Origin of the sequence: Aureibaculum algae (assembly GCF_006065315.1) — a bacterium.
GTDB lineage: Bacteria > Bacteroidota > Bacteroidia > Flavobacteriales > Flavobacteriaceae > Aureibaculum > Aureibaculum algae.
Genome location: NZ_CP040749.1, coordinates 4185169 through 4205759 on the forward strand (window position 1 = coordinate 4185169; position 20591 = coordinate 4205759).

At 32.0% G+C, this 20591-nt stretch carries 21 protein-coding genes; 5 read left to right on the plus strand and 16 right to left on the minus strand.

Annotation, left to right across the window (positions count from 1 at the left end):
* Positions 1 to 32 precede the first annotated feature (32 nt).
* Both FF125_RS17800 and pabB read left to right on the plus strand, forming a co-directional pair.
* On the plus strand, positions 33 to 488 hold the full coding sequence (locus FF125_RS17800) for a YybH family protein (protein ID WP_138951044.1): 456 nt from the start codon (positions 33 to 35) through the stop codon (positions 486 to 488).
* 9 nt (positions 489 to 497) lie between these two features.
* Entirely contained in the window at positions 498 to 1814 is a 1317-nt protein-coding gene (gene pabB, locus FF125_RS17805; protein WP_138951045.1) for an aminodeoxychorismate synthase component I, read from the plus strand.
* 4 nt (positions 1815 to 1818) lie between these two features.
* Here pabB and FF125_RS17810 read toward each other — a convergent pair whose 3' ends face one another.
* From FF125_RS17810 to FF125_RS17880, 15 genes are all read right to left on the minus strand, one after another.
* Positions 1819 to 2193, minus strand: coding sequence for a hypothetical protein (locus tag FF125_RS17810; protein ID WP_138951046.1), 375 nt, complete (start codon positions 2191 to 2193; stop codon positions 1819 to 1821).
* Between the two features lie 94 nt (positions 2194 to 2287).
* Entirely contained in the window at positions 2288 to 2659 is a 372-nt protein-coding gene (locus FF125_RS17815; protein WP_117879515.1) for a hypothetical protein, read from the minus strand.
* Positions 2660 to 2703: 44 nt separating this feature from the next.
* Positions 2704 to 3192 (minus strand): threonine/serine exporter family protein, encoded by a 489-nt coding sequence (locus FF125_RS17820; protein WP_117879516.1) that lies wholly within the window; start codon positions 3190 to 3192, stop codon positions 2704 to 2706.
* On the minus strand, positions 3189 to 3956 hold the full coding sequence (locus FF125_RS17825; RefSeq protein ID WP_138951047.1) for a threonine/serine exporter family protein: 768 nt from the start codon (positions 3954 to 3956) through the stop codon (positions 3189 to 3191). The genes FF125_RS17820 and FF125_RS17825 overlap by 4 nt, the downstream gene beginning before the upstream one ends.
* A gap of 106 nt (positions 3957 to 4062) precedes the next feature.
* Positions 4063 to 5346, minus strand: a complete 1284-nt coding sequence (gene argH, locus FF125_RS17830; protein WP_138951048.1) for an argininosuccinate lyase — start codon at positions 5344 to 5346, stop codon at positions 4063 to 4065.
* Positions 5347 to 5419: 73 nt separating this feature from the next.
* Positions 5420 to 6481, minus strand: coding sequence for a M20 family metallo-hydrolase (locus FF125_RS17835; protein WP_138951049.1), 1062 nt, complete (start codon positions 6479 to 6481; stop codon positions 5420 to 5422).
* Entirely contained in the window at positions 6478 to 7260 is a 783-nt protein-coding gene (gene argB, locus FF125_RS17840; RefSeq protein ID WP_138951050.1) for an acetylglutamate kinase, read from the minus strand. Before argB ends, FF125_RS17835 begins: the two co-directional genes overlap by 4 nt.
* Positions 7253 to 8197 carry an N-acetylornithine carbamoyltransferase gene (locus FF125_RS17845; RefSeq protein WP_138951051.1) on the minus strand — a complete coding sequence of 315 codons (945 nt, stop codon included), beginning with the start codon at positions 8195 to 8197 and terminating at the stop codon, positions 7253 to 7255. The genes argB and FF125_RS17845 overlap by 8 nt, the downstream gene beginning before the upstream one ends.
* Complete coding sequence (gene proB / locus FF125_RS17850) at positions 8197 to 8976, minus strand: glutamate 5-kinase (RefSeq protein WP_138951052.1); 780 nt, start codon at positions 8974 to 8976, stop codon at positions 8197 to 8199. Before proB ends, FF125_RS17845 begins: the two co-directional genes overlap by 1 nt.
* Positions 8960 to 10156 carry a glutamate-5-semialdehyde dehydrogenase gene (locus FF125_RS17855; protein WP_138951053.1) on the minus strand — a complete coding sequence of 399 codons (1197 nt, stop codon included), beginning with the start codon at positions 10154 to 10156 and terminating at the stop codon, positions 8960 to 8962. Before FF125_RS17855 ends, proB begins: the two co-directional genes overlap by 17 nt.
* 4 nt (positions 10157 to 10160) lie before the next feature.
* Positions 10161 to 11291 (minus strand): aspartate aminotransferase family protein, encoded by a 1131-nt coding sequence (locus FF125_RS17860; RefSeq protein ID WP_138951054.1) that lies wholly within the window; start codon positions 11289 to 11291, stop codon positions 10161 to 10163.
* Complete coding sequence (gene proC, locus FF125_RS17865) at positions 11288 to 12088, minus strand: pyrroline-5-carboxylate reductase (protein WP_138951055.1); 801 nt, start codon at positions 12086 to 12088, stop codon at positions 11288 to 11290. Before proC ends, FF125_RS17860 begins: the two co-directional genes overlap by 4 nt.
* Positions 12089 to 12111: 23 nt before the next feature.
* Positions 12112 to 13089, minus strand: a complete 978-nt coding sequence (argC, locus tag FF125_RS17870; protein WP_138951056.1) for an N-acetyl-gamma-glutamyl-phosphate reductase — start codon at positions 13087 to 13089, stop codon at positions 12112 to 12114.
* Positions 13086 to 14273, minus strand: coding sequence for an argininosuccinate synthase (locus tag FF125_RS17875; protein WP_138951058.1), 1188 nt, complete (start codon positions 14271 to 14273; stop codon positions 13086 to 13088). Before FF125_RS17875 ends, argC begins: the two co-directional genes overlap by 4 nt.
* On the minus strand, positions 14270 to 14899 hold the full coding sequence (locus FF125_RS17880) for a GNAT family N-acetyltransferase (RefSeq protein WP_138951060.1): 630 nt from the start codon (positions 14897 to 14899) through the stop codon (positions 14270 to 14272). The genes FF125_RS17875 and FF125_RS17880 overlap by 4 nt, the downstream gene beginning before the upstream one ends.
* Positions 14900 to 15345: 446 nt before the next feature.
* Here FF125_RS17880 and FF125_RS17885 point away from each other — a divergent pair, with 446 nt between their 5' ends.
* From FF125_RS17885 to FF125_RS17895, 3 genes are all read left to right on the plus strand, one after another.
* A complete protein-coding gene (locus tag FF125_RS17885; protein ID WP_138951062.1) occupies positions 15346 to 16764 on the plus strand; it encodes a lytic transglycosylase domain-containing protein in 1419 nt (472 codons plus the stop codon).
* Between the two features lie 189 nt (positions 16765 to 16953).
* Positions 16954 to 18492: a lytic transglycosylase domain-containing protein gene (locus tag FF125_RS17890; protein WP_394344108.1), complete on the plus strand. Its 1539-nt coding sequence runs from the start codon at positions 16954 to 16956 to the stop codon at positions 18490 to 18492.
* 91 nt (positions 18493 to 18583) lie between these two features.
* On the plus strand, positions 18584 to 19549 hold the full coding sequence (locus FF125_RS17895) for a DUF4837 family protein (RefSeq protein WP_138951064.1): 966 nt from the start codon (positions 18584 to 18586) through the stop codon (positions 19547 to 19549).
* Here FF125_RS17895 and FF125_RS17900 read toward each other — a convergent pair.
* A complete protein-coding gene (locus FF125_RS17900; RefSeq protein ID WP_138951066.1) occupies positions 19538 to 20542 on the minus strand; it encodes an FAD:protein FMN transferase in 1005 nt (334 codons plus the stop codon). The two genes, FF125_RS17895 and FF125_RS17900, sit on opposite strands and share 12 nt — an antisense overlap.
* Positions 20543 to 20591 lie beyond the last annotated feature (49 nt).

Consider the following 20591-nt stretch of genomic DNA (forward strand, 5'->3'; position numbering starts at 1 on the left):
TCGCTCTGAATGACAACTAACAATTAGCTTACATGAAAATTTACAAATTCTTATTAATTCCAATCTTAGTTGTATTGCTATTTACTGCATGCAACACACAAAAAGCAACCACTGCAAATTACCAAATAAGTACACAAGAAATTACTGCCATGATGATGCAACAAGCAAAAGATTGGTCAAATGGCGATTTAGTAGCTTTTATGCAGGGGTATTTAAAATCGAATAGTCTAAAATTTGTGGGTAGTAGAGGCATAACGTACGGATGGGAGCAAACCTTAGCAAACTATAAAAAAGGCTATCCAACAAAAGAACATACCGGAACCTTAACGTTTAAATTACGTGATTTTGACCAATTGGCAAATGATGTGTTTTTGGTTATTGGTGAGTTTCATTTAAAGAGACAAGTTGGCGATGCCGATGGAATGTTTTCCATCATCCTAAAGCGAATTAAGGGGGAATGGAAAATCATTGCCGATCATTCTTCTTAAAATAACTGTTTGCGATCTTCAAAAAAAATAACACTAGAAAATTCAGCTGAATTCAAGCACAAATTGCTGATTTGGGCTCAACAGTACCGTGAATTTGTATGGCTAGACAGTAATAATTATCCACAACGCTATTCTAACTATGATACCGTCTTAGCGGTTGACGCCCATTCGGTACTACAGAGTAATTACCTCAACGCATTTACTAAATTAAAGAACTACAAAAACGAGGTCAACGATTTTATTTTTGGGTATTTAAGCTACGATTTAAAGAATGATACCGAACTCTTAAGTTCCAAAAATAATGACGGATTACATTTTCCTGATTTATACTTTTTTCAACCCAAAAAACTATTCCTTTTTAAGGATAATGTGTTGGAGATTCAGTATTTGGTGGAGAATAAGAATGATATCAATGGTGATTTAAAAAGCATTGAACAGATTACTTCGTCCCAAAAAGGGACTCGCAATGACAGTAATTCGACTTTGGAACAGCATAACGTCAAAATAAAAAAACGTATCACTAAAAAAGAATACCTTAATCAATTAGATAAAGTTTTAGAACACATTCACAGAGGTGACATTTACGAAGTAAATTTTTGTCAGGAATTTTATGCAGAGAACGCATCTATCAATCCACTCAATGTTTATAATCATTTGAATGAAATTTCTAATCCGCCCTTTGCGAGCTTCATTAAACTCAATGACAAGTATGTGATTTCGGCATCTCCCGAAAGGTTTGTAAAAAAAGAGGGAAATAAAATCATTTCTCAACCCATAAAAGGCACGGCAAAACGACTGGTAGATAAAATTGCTGATAAGCAACTTGCCAACGCTTTAGCTAGCGATCAAAAAGAGCGTTCAGAAAATATAATGATTGTAGATTTAGTACGTAACGATTTATCTAAAACAGCCCTAAAAGGTTCTGTAAAAGTTGAAGAGCTCTGCAAGGTTTATTCGTTTGATCAAGTGCATCAAATGATTTCCACCATAAGTTCGACCGTAGAAGATACTACTGATTCTATAGATATTATTAAGAGTCTATTTCCTATGGGAAGCATGACTGGTGCACCTAAACTATCCGCTATGCAGATAATTGAAGAATTAGAAGCCTCGAAACGCGGAATATACTCAGGAGCTATTGGTTATTTTACACCTACGGGTGATTTTGATTTTAGCGTCGTCATTCGAAGTATTTTATATAATCAAACGAATAACTATGTATCTTATTCAGTAGGTGGGGCAATAACTTCAAAATCTGAACCAGAAAAGGAATATGAAGAATGTTTATTAAAAGCTATTGCAATGAAAAAGGCGTTAATTAATTAATATCTTAAAAAGCACATTGATAACCTTCAGCTTTCCAAATTACTATTCCTTCCTGCAATAATTCAACAGGAAATTTATCATCACCAAGATACCCAATATTTTCTCCACTACAGTTATAAACCGTAATTACAGAATTTGTAAGAGGATTACAATCTCCATAAATAAAAATATCTTGCTTTTCAAAAGAAGTTTGCATTATATAAGAATATTGATAGTCAACTACCTCATTCTGTTCTCTCTGCTCAATTTCACTTTTTAACCAAGCCAAATTTTCAATCGGATTTTCTACCCCACAAGCTGATTTCTCATTAGATTCATCATTATCGGTACAACCATACGTTAAGAAACAAAAAAATAGAATAAAAGCTATGTTTTTCATAATTCATAATTTTATTGAAAGACGTAGATTATTACAAAAGGTTGCGTTTACTTTTAATAAACGTGCATCAATAAGCTCAAGAAAAAACTTTATCTTACTTATCACATTCATTATCTTTACTTTTCCAAATTAAAATCCCATTTGCAAGTAAATCTGACGGAAATTCAGGATCATCAATATAACCAATTTCTTCTCCTTTACAATTGAATACTACATTTCCAGAATTACAAGTGGGACAACAATTGGCTACAATAAACAAAGTTTCGTTATTACTATCTGATTGGACTATGTAGTTATATTTAGAAAATTCTTCATCTTCTCCTAATGCTGTGGATAATTTTTTTAACCAAACCAAATCTTCTATAGGATTATCTACCGAGCAAGCCGATTTAACACTTGATTTCTCATTATTGTTACATCCTAAGAATAAGAAACTAGTCAATAAAACAAAAACTAATTTTTTCATGATTTATTTTTATTTAAAGTTAAGAATTACAAAATAACGATGTCTTAATTTTCTATTTTTTTTACGGTATCTTTTCGCAACAAAAGTAGTGGTAAAGATACACCAATAGATAATGAAATTAAGATGAACAACATGGTAAAACCATTTGAAAATATAGCATCCATAAATACTAATCTTTTTGCATCATCTTTTTCTAGAAAAGTAAAAGACATGATTGACAACACCGTCTCATAGGCATAAAACCCAGGAATCATTGGTATTACGGCAGGTATAGAAAACACTACAGGAGGCTGATGAATACTATGAGCTAAAGGTATACTTAATAGACCTACAAACGAAGCTGAAACCAAACTAGCTAAAACAATATTAATTTGAAAATGCAATAAAAAAGTCTTGATAAACCCAGCTCCAAACCCTAATAAAAAAACCGTAAGAATCGCTTTTTTAGGTATATTAAATAATATACCAAAGCCAACAGCAGCGATACCTGCCCAAATGGAAATTTCTAAAATGTTTAATATGGTTTCTATCATTTCAATTCAAAAATTAACATAGCTATAAAAAGCCCGAGTGCCATTGCTAATACGGTCATGACACCGTTGGCAAATCTTACCATTCCATTCAATACATTTTTATCTAAAAGATCCGAAAAGGAATTAATTAGAGCAACTCCCGGAACTAAAAAGAGTATGGAAGTCGCCAAAGCTGCCTCAGGTTGCGTACCTAAATTAAAATAAACACCTAAAGAGGCTATTGTAGAAGCTGTTAATGATGCTAAAAAAACATTTATATAAACATTAAATAATCTTCTATGTGTCTCTTGAAGCATCAATAAGCCAAAAAATGTACTTACAAATGCAACTAATAAATTTAAATAGTCACCTCCAAATATTTTACAAAAACCTGCACCCGCAAAACTTACCGCTATAAGCACAACGATTCTTGGATATCTTTTTTGATCTTTTAAGTTATTAATTTCGTTTCTAATTCGAGACAATGACCAATCTTGATCAATTGCATTCCAACTGGCTTTACTAATTAATGAAAGAATTGTAAAATCTATTTTATGGGAAGGTAAGTTTTTAACTTTAGTGTAATTTTCACCCGTTTTAATATCTACGACCGTTAATATAATAGTCTTCTGACTGATTAAACTAAAAGATTCACAATTTAAAACGGATGCAAAACGGTCTATATTTAAGTCCACTCTATTCGTATTTGCTCCTGAAACCATCAATAGTGATGATATTTCTAATAACAAATCTGCTACTTGCTTTAAACGATTGGTAGTGTCCATTTTTATGAAATAATACCGTACAAATTTACCACTTTCACAGGTGTTTTCCTTAAAAAATCAATAGTAATTTTGACCATTTTCAAAGGTTATTATTCTATATTAAAAATTATTTTAACGCGGTAATCATTTTTTCATTAATCTCTTTCAAACATAAATTACCTATACTTCCTAAATGCGTGTGATTGACATTTTTATCAGGTTTAAACTCCCCTTTTTCTACCTTAGCCCCTACTATTTTATAAGCATCTCTAAAAGCAACACCTTCTTGTACTAATTTATTAACCTCTTCAACTGTAAACAAATAATCATATTTTGGATCTTCCAAAATTTTAGTATTTACACGTACATTTTCAATAGAAAAGGTCATCATCTCTAAACAAGATTTCAACGTTTGAATTGCTGGTAAAACAGCCTCTTTTAACAATTGTAAATCACGTTGATAACCACTTGGCAAATTGTTAGAGATTAACGTCAGCTCATAAGGCAGAGCTTGTAGTGCATTACACTTACCTCTTATCAACTCAAAAACATCAGGATTCTTTTTATGAGGCATTATACTAGAGCCTGTAGTCAACTCATCTGGAAAGGACACAAAATTAAAATTCTGACTCATGTATAAACATATATCCATGGCAAATTTTGAAAGCGTCCCTGCTACAGTACTTAGTGCCGAAGCCAATGCCTTTTCTGTTTTACCTCTACTCATTTGAGCAGCGACCACATTGTACTTTAATGTTTCAAATCCTAGTAATTCTGTTGTCATTTGACGATCAATATCAAATGAACTTCCATAACCAGCACCCGAACCTAATGGATTTTGATCTGCTATTTTAAAAGCGGCATTCAACATATAAACATCATCAATTAAACTTTCGGCATACGCAGAAAACCACAAACCAAATGAAGAAGGCATGGCAACTTGTAAATGGGTATATCCTGGTATTAACACCTCTTTATGCTCTTCTGCTTTTGACATTAACTCGTCAAATAGCGATTTTACTAAATTTTTAATCTCTGAAATTTCATCTTTAAAATACAAGTGCAAATCAACCAGAACTTGATCGTTTCTAGACCGTGCCGTATGTATTTTTTTACCAGTATCGCCCAACATTTCAGTAAGCATGAATTCCACTTTAGAATGCACATCTTCAAAGGTATCTTCAATAACAAAATTTCCTTTTTCTATATTTTGAAGAATACTGTTCAGTTTTGCCTCAATTATAACAATTTCTCGATCTTGTAAGATTTCTATTTTATGCAACATTTTGGCATGGGCAATTGAACCCAACACGTCATATTTAGCAATGATCAAATCTAATTGACGATCATTTCCGACCGTAAACATGTCTATTTTTTTATCAGTGCTAAAGCCTTTATCCCAGAGTTTCATAATTTTTAATGTTTAAATGTTTTTAATTCTCAATCTGTTTAATTGGTCTACAAATTACAACGAACGGAACCGATTATACAATAACGTCTGTTAACAAATCAATATAAATTTTTATTCCTTCTTCAATTTCATTCACATAAATAAATTCATCTGCGGTATGTGAGCGTAATGAATCACCAGGACCTAATTTTAAAGACGAGCAAGTTAATACTGCTTGATCTGATAAGGTTGGAGAACCATACGTTTCTCTACCTAAAGCAATACCAGCTTTTACTAAAGCATGTTCTTTGGGTATAGATGATGAATTTAATCGTAAAGATCGTTCTTTTACTTCAACCTCAACATGACTCTTAATAATTTCCAACACCTCTTTATTACTATACGCATCAGTAATACGAACATCTACTACAAAATGACATTCGGCAGGTATCACATTATGCTGACTACCTGCATTAATTTGCGTAACTGTCATTTTAATCTCCCCTAAGGTTTCTGAGACCTTCGGAAACTTATAGGTTCTAAACCATTCTATGGCCTCCATTGCTTTATAAATTGAATTATCACCCAACCCATGTGCAGCATGACCTGCCTTTCCGTGTGCAATACAATCTATAACTAACAATCCTTTTTCTGCCACTGCCAATTGCATTAAAGTGGGCTCACCCACAATAGCAACATCAATTTTTGGTAATATTGGCAACATACTATTTAATCCATTTTGACCAGAACTTTCTTCTTCAGCTGAAGCTACCATAATCAGATTGTATTTTAAATCCTTATGATTATAAAAATACGTAAATAACGCTATCAACGAGACCAAACAACCGCCAGCATCGTTACTTCCAAGACCAAATAATTTCCCATCAATAATTTCTGGATTCAAAGGATCTCTTGTATACGCCGAATTTGGTTTTACAGTATCATGATGCGAATTCAATAATAACGTAGGTTTTTCTGTATCAAAATACTTATTAAAGGCATAGACATTATGATTATTTCTTTTAAAACTAATCTCATTTTTCTCAAACCATTTTTCAATTATTGCTGCCGTCCCATCTTCTTCGGAAGAAAAAGATTGTGTTGCTATCAATTCTTGTAATAATTGTATGGCTTCTTTGGTTAGTTTTTCAATCATAAACTTAATGTTGTGTGTTGTGTGTTTTTATTCGTAATAAAATCAGAATTTGCAATATGAATTTCAGCAACACCCCTGCTTAATGCATAAAAACAATTTTCTAATTTTGGTAGCATACCAGCTGCTATAATATTATTATTTTTAAGTGTTTCATACATCTCAGAATCTATACTTTCTATTACAGAATCTTCATCATCTATACTTTCTAAAACTCCCTTTTTTTCAAAAATATACGTTAAACTTACCTCATACTTTTTAGCCAAACCAGATGCCAATTCTGAAGCAATGGTGTCGGCGTTGGTATTGAGTAACTGACCTTCTTTATTATGGGTAATTGCACAAAAAACGGGAATTAAATTATTCTCTAATAATACAGAAATAGTATTCGTATCAACTTCATCTACATCACCAGCAAAACCATAATCTATTTCCTTTACTATTCGTTTATTAGCCTTAATAGCATTACCATCTGCACCTGAAAGCCCTATCGCATTACAATTATTTTTTTGCAAATTTGCAACAATATTTTTATTTAGCAAACCTGCATAAACCATCGTTACTACTTCTAAATTATCAGCATCAGTTATCCGTCTTCCGCCAATCATTTTAGGTTCTAATTGTAGTTTCTTAGCAATCTCCGTTGCTTTTTTTCCACCACCGTGGACTAAGATATTTAACCCCTCTAACTTTGAAAAATCAACTAAAAAAGAAGATAAATTTTCCTCATGGTCAATAACATTACCTCCAATTTTTATGATATGTAGTTTTGGTTTACTCATTTTCCAAAATCTTTTTTAATACCAACTGTGCGGCATAGGTTCTATTATTTGCTTGTTCTATTACCAAGGAATTTTCTCCATCTAACACTTCATCAGCTACAATAACATTTCTTCGTACTGGTAAGCAATGCATAAATTTTGCATTGTTGGTCAAATTCATTTTTGGTTGATCAATCATCCAATTTTTATCCTTTGAAATTACTTGTCCATAATCAGAAAAAGAACTCCAATTTTTAACATAAATAAAGTCTGCATTTTTAAATGCCTCCTCTTGGTTATATTCAATTTTAGAATTTTTAGTAATTTCTGGATCTAACTCATATCCTTCAGGATGTGTAATCACAAATTCTGCATCTTGTAATTGCATCATTTGCACAAAAGAATTGGCAACGGCATGAGGCAATGCTTTTGGATGTGGGGCCCAAGACAACACTACTTTTGGCGATTTCTTTTGATTATATTCTGCCAACGTAATAGCATCAGCCAAAGCTTGCAACGGGTGTCCAACCGAACTTTCCATATTTACAATAGGAACCGAAGCATATTTTTTAAAATTTAAAAGAACTTCTTCCGCTTGATCTTTTTCTTTATCCTCTAACAACGCAAATGCTCTAATTGCAATAATATCGCAATATTGAGAAATTACTTGAGCAGCTTCTTTTACATGTTCTGATTTACCCTGATCCATAATAGTTCCATCTTCAAATTCTAACGCCCATCCTTCATTAGAAAAATTCATCACAATCGGATTCAACCCTAAATTTAAGGCTGCTTTTTGTGTACTTAACCGTGTACGTAAACTAGAGTTAAAAAACAATAGCCCAATAGATTTATCTTTTCCAAGCGTATGATCTTTTAAAGGATCTTTTTTTATAGTTATCGCTTCTTGCACCCAATCATGCAAAGAGTTAATATCATTAATAGAGAGGTAATTCATTAGTTTTTGTTTAATATTTTGGTAAATGTAATTTCATTGTTGATTGCTTTTTGTATAAAACCATCATCAATTCCATTAACTATCCAAGTTTCAATATTATTATTTTTTAAAATTCGGGCGGCATCAATTTTAGATTGCATACCTCCTGTTCCTCTAGAGGATTTATCAGTTGAAATTTCACTTTGCAATTTATCTATATCTTCAACAAGCTGAATGGTCTTTTGTTTATTTTCATTCATAGATACTTTCGTATAGATTCCATCGGTATTTGTGGCAATTATTACTAAATCTACATTTAACAAACAACCAGTTAATGCAGCTAATTTATCATTATCTCCGAATTTAATTTCATCTGTTGCTACGGTGTCATTTTCATTAATGATAGGGATATAATTATTTTCCAACAACACATTAATGGTATTCATAATATTTTGCCTAGAAATTTCTCTTTCAAAATCTGCATAAGACAATAAGCATTGAGATGTTAAAAGCCCAAGTTCCCAAAAATTATCATGAAATATCCGCATTAAATGCGGCTGACCAATTGCCGCTAAGGCCTGTTTTACATTAATTTCTTTACCATTACCTTCTAATTTCACAAACTGTTTTGCAACAGCAATAGCTCCAGAACTGACAATGATAAATTCGTAATCATCCTTTAATGCTGATATTTGTCTACCAATATCTTCAATTTTACCTCTTGAAATCTGATCAGTTTCCTTAGTAAGTGCATTAGTTCCTATTTTTAATAGTACTCTTTTTTTACCTAATTTGCCCATCTCCGAAAATATACCATTTATTAGTTACTAAATGTTGAAGACCAATGGGTCCTCTCTGGTGTAATTTATCTGTACTAATAGCGAGTTCTCCACCTAAGCCAAATTGAAATCCGTCTGTAAAACGTGTAGATGCATTTTGATATACAGCAGCAGCATCAACAGACTCCATAAAAAGTTTAGCTTCAGTATCGTCTCTGGTTATAATTGCCGCCGAATGACCACCACAGTACTTATTTATTTTAGCAATTGCAGCCTCTGAATTGTCTACAAGTCCAATTACTATTTTATAATCCAAAAATTCTTCAAACCAAATCTCTTCATTTGGTATTAGATTGACATTCGCCAACCCCTCCAATGATGCATCTACTAAAACGGTTACATTACTCGATGATAGTTTTGTAATTAGCTCTTCTAAAAAACCATGATAATTTGGCAATTCTGAATCTATCAACACCTTATCTAAAGCGTTACACGCAGAAATTTTTGCCACTTTTGCATTCATAATTATATCAAAAGCTTTTTGCTTATCCGCTTCCTTTGACACATAAACAAAATTATTACCTCTACCACTTACAATCACGGGACAGGTTGCGTTTTCTTTCACAAAAGCAATTAACTTCTCACCGCCACGAGGTATAATTAAATCAACTTTTTGAGTAGGATTTTTCAAAAAAACCTGTGTTTCATTTCGATTATAATTCAAATACTCAACCCAATTTTTATCAATTCCATTTTCTTCTAAAGCACGATGCCAAAGGTTAACAATTGCTAAATTTGAATTCAACGATTCCTTACCACCTTTTAATAAAATTTTATTACCAGATTTAAATGCTATTCCACCTGCTTCTACAGTAACATCTGGTCGTGATTCATAAATAATCATTACTGTACCAAAAGATGCTGTTTTATTTGAAATTTTCAATCCATTCTCATGGGTAAAATTAAACCGCTCTTGACCTACAGGATCTTCTTGACTTGCCAATTGCTCTAAAGACAAAATCATACCTTGAATTTTATCTTCGTCTACTTTTAACCTGTCAAACATTGCCAAATCATTTACCGCAAAAGTTGCAATATCCTCTTTATTAGCACTAATTATCGTTTCAGTTTCCTGAGCCACCAACTTTGCCATACTAAGCAATACGGCATTTCTTTGCGATATAGATAAAATTATATTCATTTTTTTATTCGTCAAGTAAAACTTTTAAAGCTTCAAAAAATTGATCAATATGATCTTTTTGTATTGTTAATGGCGGTAAAATTCTTAGTAACTTTTTATTACTAGCACCTCCAGTAAATATGTGCTTATCATAGATTAATTTTTTTCTTAATTCACCCACTTCAAAATCAAATTCAAGACCAAGCATTAAGCCCTTTCCTTTTATCTTTTTTACTTGTGGTATCTCCTTAGCGTTTTCTATAAAATAAGCCGACATTTTTGCCGCATTGCTTATTAACTGTTCTTTTTCAAGTATTTCTAACACTGCTATTGAAGCTGCACAAGCTAAATGATTTCCTCCAAAAGTGGTTCCTAGAAGTCCATAACTAGCTTTTAGTTTTGGTGCAATTAGAATTCCTCCAACCGGAAACCCATTTCCCATACCTTTTGCTACCGAAATAATATCAGGTTCAATATTATGATGTTGAAAGGCAAAGAATTTACCACTTCTACCATACCCCGATTGAATTTCGTCGGCAATTAAAATAACATCATATGTATCGCATAATTTTCTTAAATCCTGAAAAAAAGCTGTTGTTCCTTCATCTAAACCTCCAACACCTTGAATACCCTCAATAATTACGGCACAAACATCCCCTTTTGACAATTCGGATTCAAGTAATTCACTGTTATTCAAAGGCAAAATTGTAACAGGATTACAGGCATTTATGGGTGCAATTATTTTTGGATTATCTGTTACAGAAACGGCTCCAGACGTACGTCCGTGAAAAGAATTTTTAAAAGCAATCACACGACTTTTACCGGTATGAAATGATGCCAATTTCAAAGCATTCTCATTGGCTTCTGCCCCAGAGTTACATAAAAATAGACTAAAATCTGGGCATTTAGAAATGGCACCTAATTTCTGGGCTAATTCAACTTGTAGCGGGTTTTGAACAGCATTAGAATAAAAACCAAGAGCCTCTAATTGCTCTTTAACTTTTGCAACATAATGTGGATGTGTATGGCCTATAGAAATGACTCCATGCCCTCCATAAAGATCTAAATATTCTACTCCATGATCATCAGTAACAATGATGTCTTTACCTTTTACAGGGGTAACAGAATACAATGGATAAACGTCAAATAAATTCATGTGTTTGCTTCGGTTATTTGGTTAATTTTATTGAAAGAAGAGACAATCCCTTTTATTAAAGAAGAACTTAAACCACTGTGCTCCATTTGGTTTAATCCTTCAATGGTACAACCTCCCGGGGTAGTAACTCTATCTATCTCCTCTTCGGGATGGTTCCCTGATTCTACCAACAGCGTGGCCGCTCCTAAACAGGTTTGCATCGCCATTTCTTGAGCTATATCAGCTTCAAAACCCAACTGAATTGCTCCTTGCGTTGTTGCTCTTATCAATCGCATCCAAAAAGCAATACCACTTGCACAAATAACAGTTGCAGCACGCATTTGCTCTTCAGGAATTTCAACAGATGTACCTAACCTATTAAAAATAGACTTGGCAATATCAATACGCTTTTTCCCTTTCTCATTACTACATAAGCAGGTTATTGATTTGCCTACTGAAATAGCTGTATTTGGCATGGAGCGGATTATAAAATTATCTGAACCAATAACGGCTTCAATACTAGAAATTTTAAACCCAGTTATCGTAGAAATTAAGACGTGATTTTCGGTTAGAATATCAGAAATATCATTAAGAATACCATCAAAATGTTTCGGTTGTACTGCAAAAATAATAATGTCTGAATTTTTAACCGCCTCTCTGTTATCGGTCGTTATTTTGACATTATCATATTCTGACCACTCTTCAATACTAAGCGTATGTCTTTTTGTTAAGTACAAATGGGTATATGCATTGTTTACAATAAGTCCTTTGGCTATTGACAACCCTAAATTTCCTGCTCCTATTATTGCTATTTTCATTGTTTTATTTTTTAATACGCCTACTAGAAGTAAGTTGCTTTTAAATTTAAACCTTCACTTTCTTCAAATCCATACATTAAATTCATATTATGAATTGCTTGACCAGAAGCTCCTTTTAGTAAATTATCTGTGATACTGCTGATTAACAATTTATCATTATGCTTGTGTAAATGCACTAAACATTTATTTGTATTTACAACTTGTTTTAAATGTAATTCAACATCACTTAGAAACGTAAATTTTGCGTCCTTGTAAAAATCTAAATATATGTGTTTAGCCTCTTCTAAAGTACCTTCAAATTTTGAATAGGCAGTGGCAAAAATCCCTCTACTGAAATTACCTCTATTTGGCATAAAGTTCACTTCATTACTAAACGAAGTTTGCAATTGCGTTAGACTTTGATTTATTTCACCTAAATGTTGATGTGTAAAGGGTTTGTAATACGAAAAATTATTATCACGCCAAGTATAATGCGTTGTTTTAGATAATGATGTTCCTGCACCAGTAGCCCCAGTTACCGCATTTACATGGATGTCACTTTGTAATAAATCATGTTTTGCTAGTGGCAATAACGCCAACTGAATAGTTGTTGCAAAACATCCTGGATTTGCAATATAATTAGCTGTTTTAATAGCTTCTAAATTAAGTTCTGGAAGGCCATAAACAAATTCTTTGCCTTGAAAAACACGATCGTTCAGTAACCTAAAATCATTACTTAAATCGATAATTTTTGTAGCACTAGAAAAGTGATTATTTTCTAAGAACGTTTTGGAATTTCCATGACCTAAACAAAGAAAAAGTACATCAACATCAGTATTAATTTTATCAGAAAATTTTTGATCTATTTCACCAATAAGATCTTGATGAATATCACTAATTTTATTGCCCGCATTTGAAGTACTGTAAACAAAATTAATTTTAACTTCTCTATGATGAATCAGCAATCTAATTAATTCGCCTGCCGTATAGCCTGCCCCACCTATAATTCCAACTTGTATCATTCGTTGTTATTTACTTGATTAAAAATCTTATTTTGATTGGATAGAATCTTAATAAAGCCTTTTGCATCATCGGCAGTCCAACCTTCATTCATTTCTCCATATGCAGCAACTTTAGAATTCATCAAATCGTGACGAGACTGAACTCCATCAAGGCTAAATCTATAAGGGTTCAAGGTTACGATAACATCTCCATTTACATTAGCCTGAGAATCTTCCAAAAAGGCTTCAATATTTCGCATAACAGCATCTAAAAACTGCCCTTCATGCAACATTGTGCCATACCAATTTGACAAATACTCTTTATGATGTTGTTGCCATTTTGTCAACACATGTTTTTCTAATAAGTGATGTGCTTTAATAATAATAAGTGGTGCTGCAGCTTCAAAACCAACTCTACCTTTTATTCCAATAATCGTATCTCCAACATGAGTATCACGGCCAATGGCATATTTAGATGCTAATTCATTAAGAATTCTAATATTTTCTATTGGACTATTTTTTACATAATCAATGGCTACCAATTCTCCTTTATTAAAACTCAACTTCACTTTTTCAGAACCTTCTTTTTCTAACTGGCTTGGGTACGCCGATTCTGGTAACGGTTCATTTGATGTTAGTGTTTCTTTACCACCAACACTAGTACCCCATAACCCTTTATTAATAGAATATTGAGCTTTTGCCCATGACATTTCTACACCATGCCCTTTTAAAAACTCTATTTCATCCATTCTTGAGAGCTTTAAATCTCTAATGGGTGTTATAATTTCTATTTCAGGAGCTAATATTTGAAAGATCATATCAAATCGAATTTGATCGTTACCTGCACCAGTACTACCATGAGCAATAAATTTTGCTCCAATTTTCTTTGCGTAAGTTACTATTTCAATGGCTTGAATTATACGTTCTGAACTTACAGATAAGGGATAGGTATTATTCTTTAAAACATTACCAAAAATAAGATACTTAACCACCTTTTCATAAAAGGTTGAAATTGCATTAATATTTTTATAAGATTTAACGCCCAAAGCATATGCTTTTTCTTCAATATCATTCACTTCTTCATCTGTAAATCCACCTGTATTTACACTTACAGCATGAACTTCGTAACCTTTTTCAGCTGACAAATATTTTGCACAATAAGATGTATCTAATCCGCCACTATATGCTAAAACTAATTTATTCATTTGTTTTTATTTTTTAAGAATACTGATTCTTTTATGTTTTTTAATCTTTGTAAAACTCTTTTATTATAAGGGTGCTTTTGCTCACTTTCCTCTTTTACTTTTTTATCATTGGGGTCATAAAGCATCCCTGTACATAAGCACATTTTCCGTTCTGTACGTGTTAAAATATCATAATTTTTACACGTTTGACAACCTTTCCAAAAAGCATCATCAGTTGTTAACTCTGAAAAAGTAACGGGTTTATACCCCAATTCATAGTTAATCTTCAATACGGCCAAACCTGTAGTTATGCCAAACATTTTAGCATCTGGGAATTTCTTTTTCGAATAATCAAAAATTACTTTTTTGATTTTTTTAGCCAAACCTAAGCTTCTGTAATCAGGATGCACAATCAATCCTGAATTAGCCACAAACCTTCCATGGTCCCAAGCTTCAATATAACAAAACCCTGCAAATTTATCCCCATCTAAGGCAATTACAGCATTCTGATTTTCCAGTTTGGTCATGATATACTCTGGTGTACGCTTGGCTATTCCAGTCCCTCGTACTTTTGCTGATTCCGCAATGGTATCGCAAATAATGGCAGCATACTTATTATGCTTTTTTGTAGCAATAACAATATCCATACTATGATAATAGATTAATTAAAATGTGTTTGTAAAATTGTGTGTTTGAAAAAAGAACTGGACTCACCTAAGTTCATTAAAATATAAGATACCCTTACGGGCGACGAATCCCAGATGGGCGACTAAAATATGTAGAAACTATATGTATTTGTAACACTTTCACATAGCAATATTACAACTTTTTATTAAAGGCATAAAAATTTTTATATTATTTATTTTAGAATTGCAAATTATTTTGACTTAAACAATTTAAAGACCATCTAATTACATTTTTGTTAATCAAAATAGAGATTAACTAACTATTTTTCAATGCACCCGAGAGAGATTTACGCAACACCCTCTATTACTGATTATTACATCTAAAGTTTTTAGCATTAATTAACAATTTTGCTATTACCCTGTGATGCTTTGCTACTTTTGATTTGTTACAAAACCTATCAACCTCAATGAAGAAGCTTTTCACTTTTATTTTATTCTGTAATTTTTTAATCGCAGTTGCTCAGAACACCTTGGTAGATAGTTATGAATATGAAACGAACCCAATTGAGGTGAATGTTGATAATACTATTTCTTACAACACTACTGATACTAAAATAAAACCGAGCAAGGTTGAGAATTTCTCAAGCATGATATTAAAGGACAGGTTGGCAATTCTAAATGACAAAACTCCTTTTGATGTACCTTATAATGCCACTGTTGAACGTTTTATTCGCTTGTATATAAAAGATAAAAAAGAGGCTATTTCTAATTTAATGGACAGAGCTGAATATTACTTTCCCATTTTTGAAGAATATTTAGACAAATATGATATCCCTCTTGAGATTAAATACCTCGCTGTAGTAGAATCTGCTTTGCTGCCAACAGCAACATCACATGCAGGGGCAAAAGGTATTTGGCAATTTATGTATCATACAGGTAAAGAATATGGTTTAGATGTGACTTCATATATTGATGAACGCACTGACCCTATAAAAGCTACTGAAGCAGCTTGTAAGTATTTAAAAAAATTGCACGACACATTTAATGACTGGGACTTAGCTTTGGCAGCTTATAATTCTGGACCAGGTAATGTAAACAAAGCTATTAGACGTTCTGGAGGTAAAAGAAATTATTGGAATATTAGACAATACTTACCACAAGAAACAAGTAGTTATGTTCCTGCTTTTTATGCCATGTTTTATCTTTTTGAATATGGTGAAGCACATCAAATTTATCCCACCAATATTGAAATTGATTATTTTGATACAGACACGCTACATATTAATCAAAGGCTAAGTTTTTCAGAAATTGAAAAAAGAACTGGAGTACCCAATAAATTCTTAACCTCTTTAAACCCTCAATATAAGTTAGAGATTATACCGTTTAACAAAAACAAAACCCATGTATTAACATTACCAAAGAGTGCCATTGCATCGTTTTTAAGTAAAAGTTACGAGGAAGACAACACCCTAGATAATAAAGAAAAACCACATAATATTATTCCGAATACTGAAAACAGCTATGTTGTAGAAAAGTTAGACAACTTACCTAAAATTGCGAGAAAATTTGGAATAACATTACAACAATTAAAAGAATGGAATGGCTTACAAACAAACTTTCTTATTGAAGGACAACGTTTGGTCATTACAAACAAGAAAAACGAAGTTGCTATAAAATCATTAACCGAACCCATAAAAACAAATGATGTTACTCTAAAACCCGATGTTTTTAAAGTATACACTGTAAAAAAGGGCGACTCTCTTTTCATAATTTCCAGAAAATTTCAAAATGTTTCAATAAATCAACTTCGCAATTGGAACAATATTTGGGGTGTACCTCACATTAAACCTGGTACTGAACTAAAAGTTTTAACAAGCACTGAATAATTTGTATAGGTATTTTACGTTATGCTAACAGTTTAATATCACAAACTAATTTCAAACACTTGTTTATCAGGTGACTAAGTTTTATTTTGAATAGGAATTGGGTTTGTAGGATTGACTTAAAAATAATTTTTCTATTTTTGTTTTCTTCTAACCCTAATTTACAGCTGTCAATATTTCTAAATATTTAACATGATGAGATTCGTTTATATATTCATTTTATTATTATCCCCTAGTCTTTTGTTTGCTCAAAAGACAACTAATGAACTTAAAGATAATAATACGACAAAGGCATTGAAAATAAATGGAGATAGCCTAAAAGTTAACCCTCCTGAATTAATTGACCATAGTGATGCTAATTTAATTGATAGTTTATGGGTGGCTAGGTTAAGAGCATCATCATTAGATAATGACTTTCAATATGTAGATCCTGAAGAAGAGATTTCTGATACATTAAATAGCGGACTTAGTACTGAACTTTTAAAAGAAAGGTTGGCTCATCTTAACAGCACAACGCCCTTTAATGTTGAGTATAACTCCTCTCTAGAACGATTAATAAAACATTATTTAAAAACGCGTAAAAAATCACTTGGTATTTTAATGGGAAGAGCAGAATACTACTTTCCTATGTTTGAAGAACACCTAGATAAATACAATATCCCTTTAGAAATTAAATATTTAGCTATTGTTGAATCTGCATTAAGACCAACAGCTAGATCTAGAGTTGGAGCATCTGGTTTATGGCAATTTATGTATTATACTGGTAAGCAATTTGATTTAGAAGTAAATTCTTATGTAGATGAAAGACATGACCCAATTAGGGCTACGGAAGCAGCCTGTAAGTTTTTATCTCAACTATATAACACATTTAATGATTGGGATCTTGCATTAGCTGCATACAATTCTGGTCCTGGAAATGTTTCAAAAGCTATAAGACGCTCAGGTGGTAGCCGAAATTATTGGAATATTAGACACAATTTACCTCGTGAAACTGCTGGTTATTTACCAGCATTTTATGCGACATTATATTTAATGGAATATGCCGATGAACACAGCATTAGGCCTCAAAAATTTATTACTAAAAGATTTGAAACTGACACCATTGTAGTTAAACATCAAATTACATTCGACGAAATTAATAAGGTTTTAAATACTGATAATGAGTTATTAGAACATTTAAACCCACAATACAAGTTAAAAATAATTCCTTTTGTCAAAGAAAAGAAATACACGTTACGTTTACCCGTTAATTTGATTGGAAAATTTGTTTCTAATGAGGAGCAAATCTATGCGTATGCCAAAGAAGATCTTGCTAAACGCGAAAAACAATTACCAAAATTTCAAACAGCTTCTGACAAAATCAGATATCGCGTTAGAAATGGTGATTATCTTGGTAAAATAGCCAAACGTTATGGCGTTGGAGTTTCTCAAATAAAAAGATGGAATGGTTTACGTTCAAATAATCTAAAAATTGGACAACGATTAACTATTTATCCTAAAAATTATAAATTTACTTCTTCTAAAAGTAAAACAACTACTACTAAAAAAACAACTCCACAACCCACTCCTACAGGTAAGTACACTACCTATACAGTTAAAAAAGGAGATTCATTATGGATCATATCAAAAAAATTTCCGAAAGTTTCTGTTGAACAAATCAAAAATTGGAACAATATTTGGAGTGTTAAAAGTTTAAAACCTGGTACAAAACTTAAAATTTACAAAAGTTAAACCTATCGATATTGGTTTGATATAGTATAATTTTTAAGTATTATGCTTGGCTAAAAGAATAAACATCTAACATTAAAACCAATTCAAACCCATGAAAAACCTATTAGCAGTAGCTTTACTTAGCGTTTTTTTTATTTCTTGTAATTCAAAAAACACCAAACTAACATTAAAAGAATCTTATAGTAGAATTAATTTCTTAACAATTGTTATTGAAAACAATCTATGGAAAGGTCAAGTTGGAGATTCGCTTAGAGATATTATTGCCGCTCCTGTGTTAGGTCTACCTCAAGAAGAAACACAATTTTCAGTAAATCAAGTTAGCCCTGCGGCTTTCTCTAATTTATTTGAAACCAATAGAAATATTCTATTTGTTGGTGTTAGTGAAAAAGAAGGTTATTTTTTAAAGAAAGATGTTTATGCAGCACCTCAATTGACAATGACCATATTTGGTAAGGATGAAAATAGTTTGAATGCACTAATTCAAGCTCATAAAAAAGATATTATTTCAGTTTTTAAAGAATCCGATTTAAAAAATTATCAAAAGGAAAACATTAAAAATAGCTATGAAATAAAAGAGATTAAAACCTTAAATAAACTTGGAGTCTCAATAAAAATACCTCGTAATTTTGCAATAGTTGATGACACCGGTGATTTTTTATGGCTTAGACAAGACATTACAAAAGGTAGTTTAAACATTATAGCATATGAACTTCCCTTATTAGAAAAAGATAGCATTGCAAATAACATAGTAAAAGCCCGTGATACCATTGGAAAAAACCACATTCCAGGACCTGCTGACGGTTCTTATATGGTTACAGAAGCTGCTTATACACCATTTACCAAGGAGGTTGTCATAGACGACAAACCAGCCTTTGAAACAAGAGGTACTTGGGATGTTAAAGGCGATTTTATGGCTGGCCCTTTTTTAAATTACACAGTTTTAGATAAAAAAAATAACAGACTTTTAGTGGTTGAGGGATTTACCTATGCTCCTTCAATAAATAAACGTGATTTTATGTTTGAACTTGAGGCTATTATAAAGACCTTAAAAATTTGATGTAGCAAACGTTTTTACGGCTCCAGAATCGTCACTATAAATAATAAATCCTTTTAACTCCTTTTTACTTTCTAAGAAGTTTTTAGCCTTTATTAATGGCATTGCCATAACCGCCGTTGCATAAGCATCTACGTCTGCACAATCTTTCTCAGCAATGATTGAAACACTTAACAAATTACTTTGTGCGGGATATCCATTTTTAGAATTTATTATATGTGCATATTTTTTCCCAGTGACAGAGTCAATTTTAAATTTTCGATAATTACCAGAAGTCGCCATTGATTGATTATTCAATTCAATGATTTTCTCAAATGAACGAGAACCATCATAATTGGGATGCTCAATACCAACCTTCCATGGTGTATTTTTACTTTTATTAATTCCTTTAGATCGTAATTCACCTCCAATTTCTACCAAGTAATTTGTTATGTTTTTCATTTCTAAAAACCTACCTGCTACATCAACTGCGTAACCTTTAGCTATTGCATTAAAATCAAAATAAATGCTATCATTATCCTTAACAACTTTACCATTTTGGAGATTCACTTTATTAAAACCAACCAAACTCAATAAATGCTTTATCTTAATTGAATCCAATCCTTCAGTAGATTTTCCAGGTCCAAACCCCCAAGCATTAACAAGAATACCAATTGTAGGATCAAATACACCTTCTGTATCCTTATATATAACCAATGACTTTTCAAAAACTTCCTTAAAAAAGCGATCCACAACAATGGTGCTATCTCCACTATTTATTTTAGAGATATCAGAATTCGAAATATAAGTAGATAATGAATTATTAACCAGAGAGAATAAACTATCTATAGGTCGTGAAAAATCAATTTGTTTAGCATCGAAATAAGTTATATGAAAAGAAGTACCGAAAGCTGAGCCTTCTAATTTTACAGGTTTTTCATGCTTTAAATTGTTGCAAGAACCTAAAATAACAACTACAATAAAAAAAAGAGTAAATCTCTTGTACAATGCATTCATATTGAATAAAATTTCATATTTTTATACTATCGCAAAGGTAAAGATTAAT

Excerpts from the sequence above, each read along its gene's own strand:
- FF125_RS17900 (WP_138951066.1), bottom strand. The coding sequence starts at position 20,542 with ATGAATGCATTGTACAAGAGATTTACTCTTTTTTTTATTGTAGTTGTT.
- FF125_RS17875 (WP_138951058.1), bottom strand. The coding sequence starts at position 14,273 with ATGAATAAATTAGTTTTAGCATATAGTGGCGGATTAGATACATCTTAT.
- argB (WP_138951050.1), bottom strand. The coding sequence starts at position 7,260 with ATGAGTAAACCAAAACTACATATCATAAAAATTGGAGGTAATGTTATT.
- FF125_RS17880 (WP_138951060.1), bottom strand. The coding sequence starts at position 14,899 with ATGGATATTGTTATTGCTACAAAAAAGCATAATAAGTATGCTGCCATT.
- FF125_RS17845 (WP_138951051.1), bottom strand. The coding sequence starts at position 8,197 with ATGAATTACCTCTCTATTAATGATATTAACTCTTTGCATGATTGGGTG.
- FF125_RS17835 (WP_138951049.1), bottom strand. The coding sequence starts at position 6,481 with ATGATTGAAAAACTAACCAAAGAAGCCATACAATTATTACAAGAATTG.
- FF125_RS17890 (WP_394344108.1), top strand. The coding sequence starts at position 16,954 with ATGATGAGATTCGTTTATATATTCATTTTATTATTATCCCCTAGTCTT.
- FF125_RS17885 (WP_138951062.1), top strand. The coding sequence starts at position 15,346 with ATGAAGAAGCTTTTCACTTTTATTTTATTCTGTAATTTTTTAATCGCA.
- argH (WP_138951048.1), bottom strand. The coding sequence starts at position 5,346 with ATGAAACTCTGGGATAAAGGCTTTAGCACTGATAAAAAAATAGACATG.
- FF125_RS17810 (WP_138951046.1), bottom strand. The coding sequence starts at position 2,193 with ATGAAAAACATAGCTTTTATTCTATTTTTTTGTTTCTTAACGTATGGT.
- FF125_RS17895 (WP_138951064.1), top strand. The coding sequence starts at position 18,584 with ATGAAAAACCTATTAGCAGTAGCTTTACTTAGCGTTTTTTTTATTTCT.
- FF125_RS17800 (WP_138951044.1), top strand. The coding sequence starts at position 33 with ATGAAAATTTACAAATTCTTATTAATTCCAATCTTAGTTGTATTGCTA.
- FF125_RS17815 (WP_117879515.1), bottom strand. The coding sequence starts at position 2,659 with ATGAAAAAATTAGTTTTTGTTTTATTGACTAGTTTCTTATTCTTAGGA.
- FF125_RS17855 (WP_138951053.1), bottom strand. The coding sequence starts at position 10,156 with ATGAATATAATTTTATCTATATCGCAAAGAAATGCCGTATTGCTTAGT.
- argC (WP_138951056.1), bottom strand. The coding sequence starts at position 13,089 with ATGATACAAGTTGGAATTATAGGTGGGGCAGGCTATACGGCAGGCGAA.
- FF125_RS17820 (WP_117879516.1), bottom strand. The coding sequence starts at position 3,192 with ATGATAGAAACCATATTAAACATTTTAGAAATTTCCATTTGGGCAGGT.
- FF125_RS17825 (WP_138951047.1), bottom strand. The coding sequence starts at position 3,956 with ATGGACACTACCAATCGTTTAAAGCAAGTAGCAGATTTGTTATTAGAA.
- proB (WP_138951052.1), bottom strand. The coding sequence starts at position 8,976 with ATGGGCAAATTAGGTAAAAAAAGAGTACTATTAAAAATAGGAACTAAT.
- proC (WP_138951055.1), bottom strand. The coding sequence starts at position 12,088 with ATGAAAATAGCAATAATAGGAGCAGGAAATTTAGGGTTGTCAATAGCC.
- FF125_RS17860 (WP_138951054.1), bottom strand. The coding sequence starts at position 11,291 with ATGAATTTATTTGACGTTTATCCATTGTATTCTGTTACCCCTGTAAAA.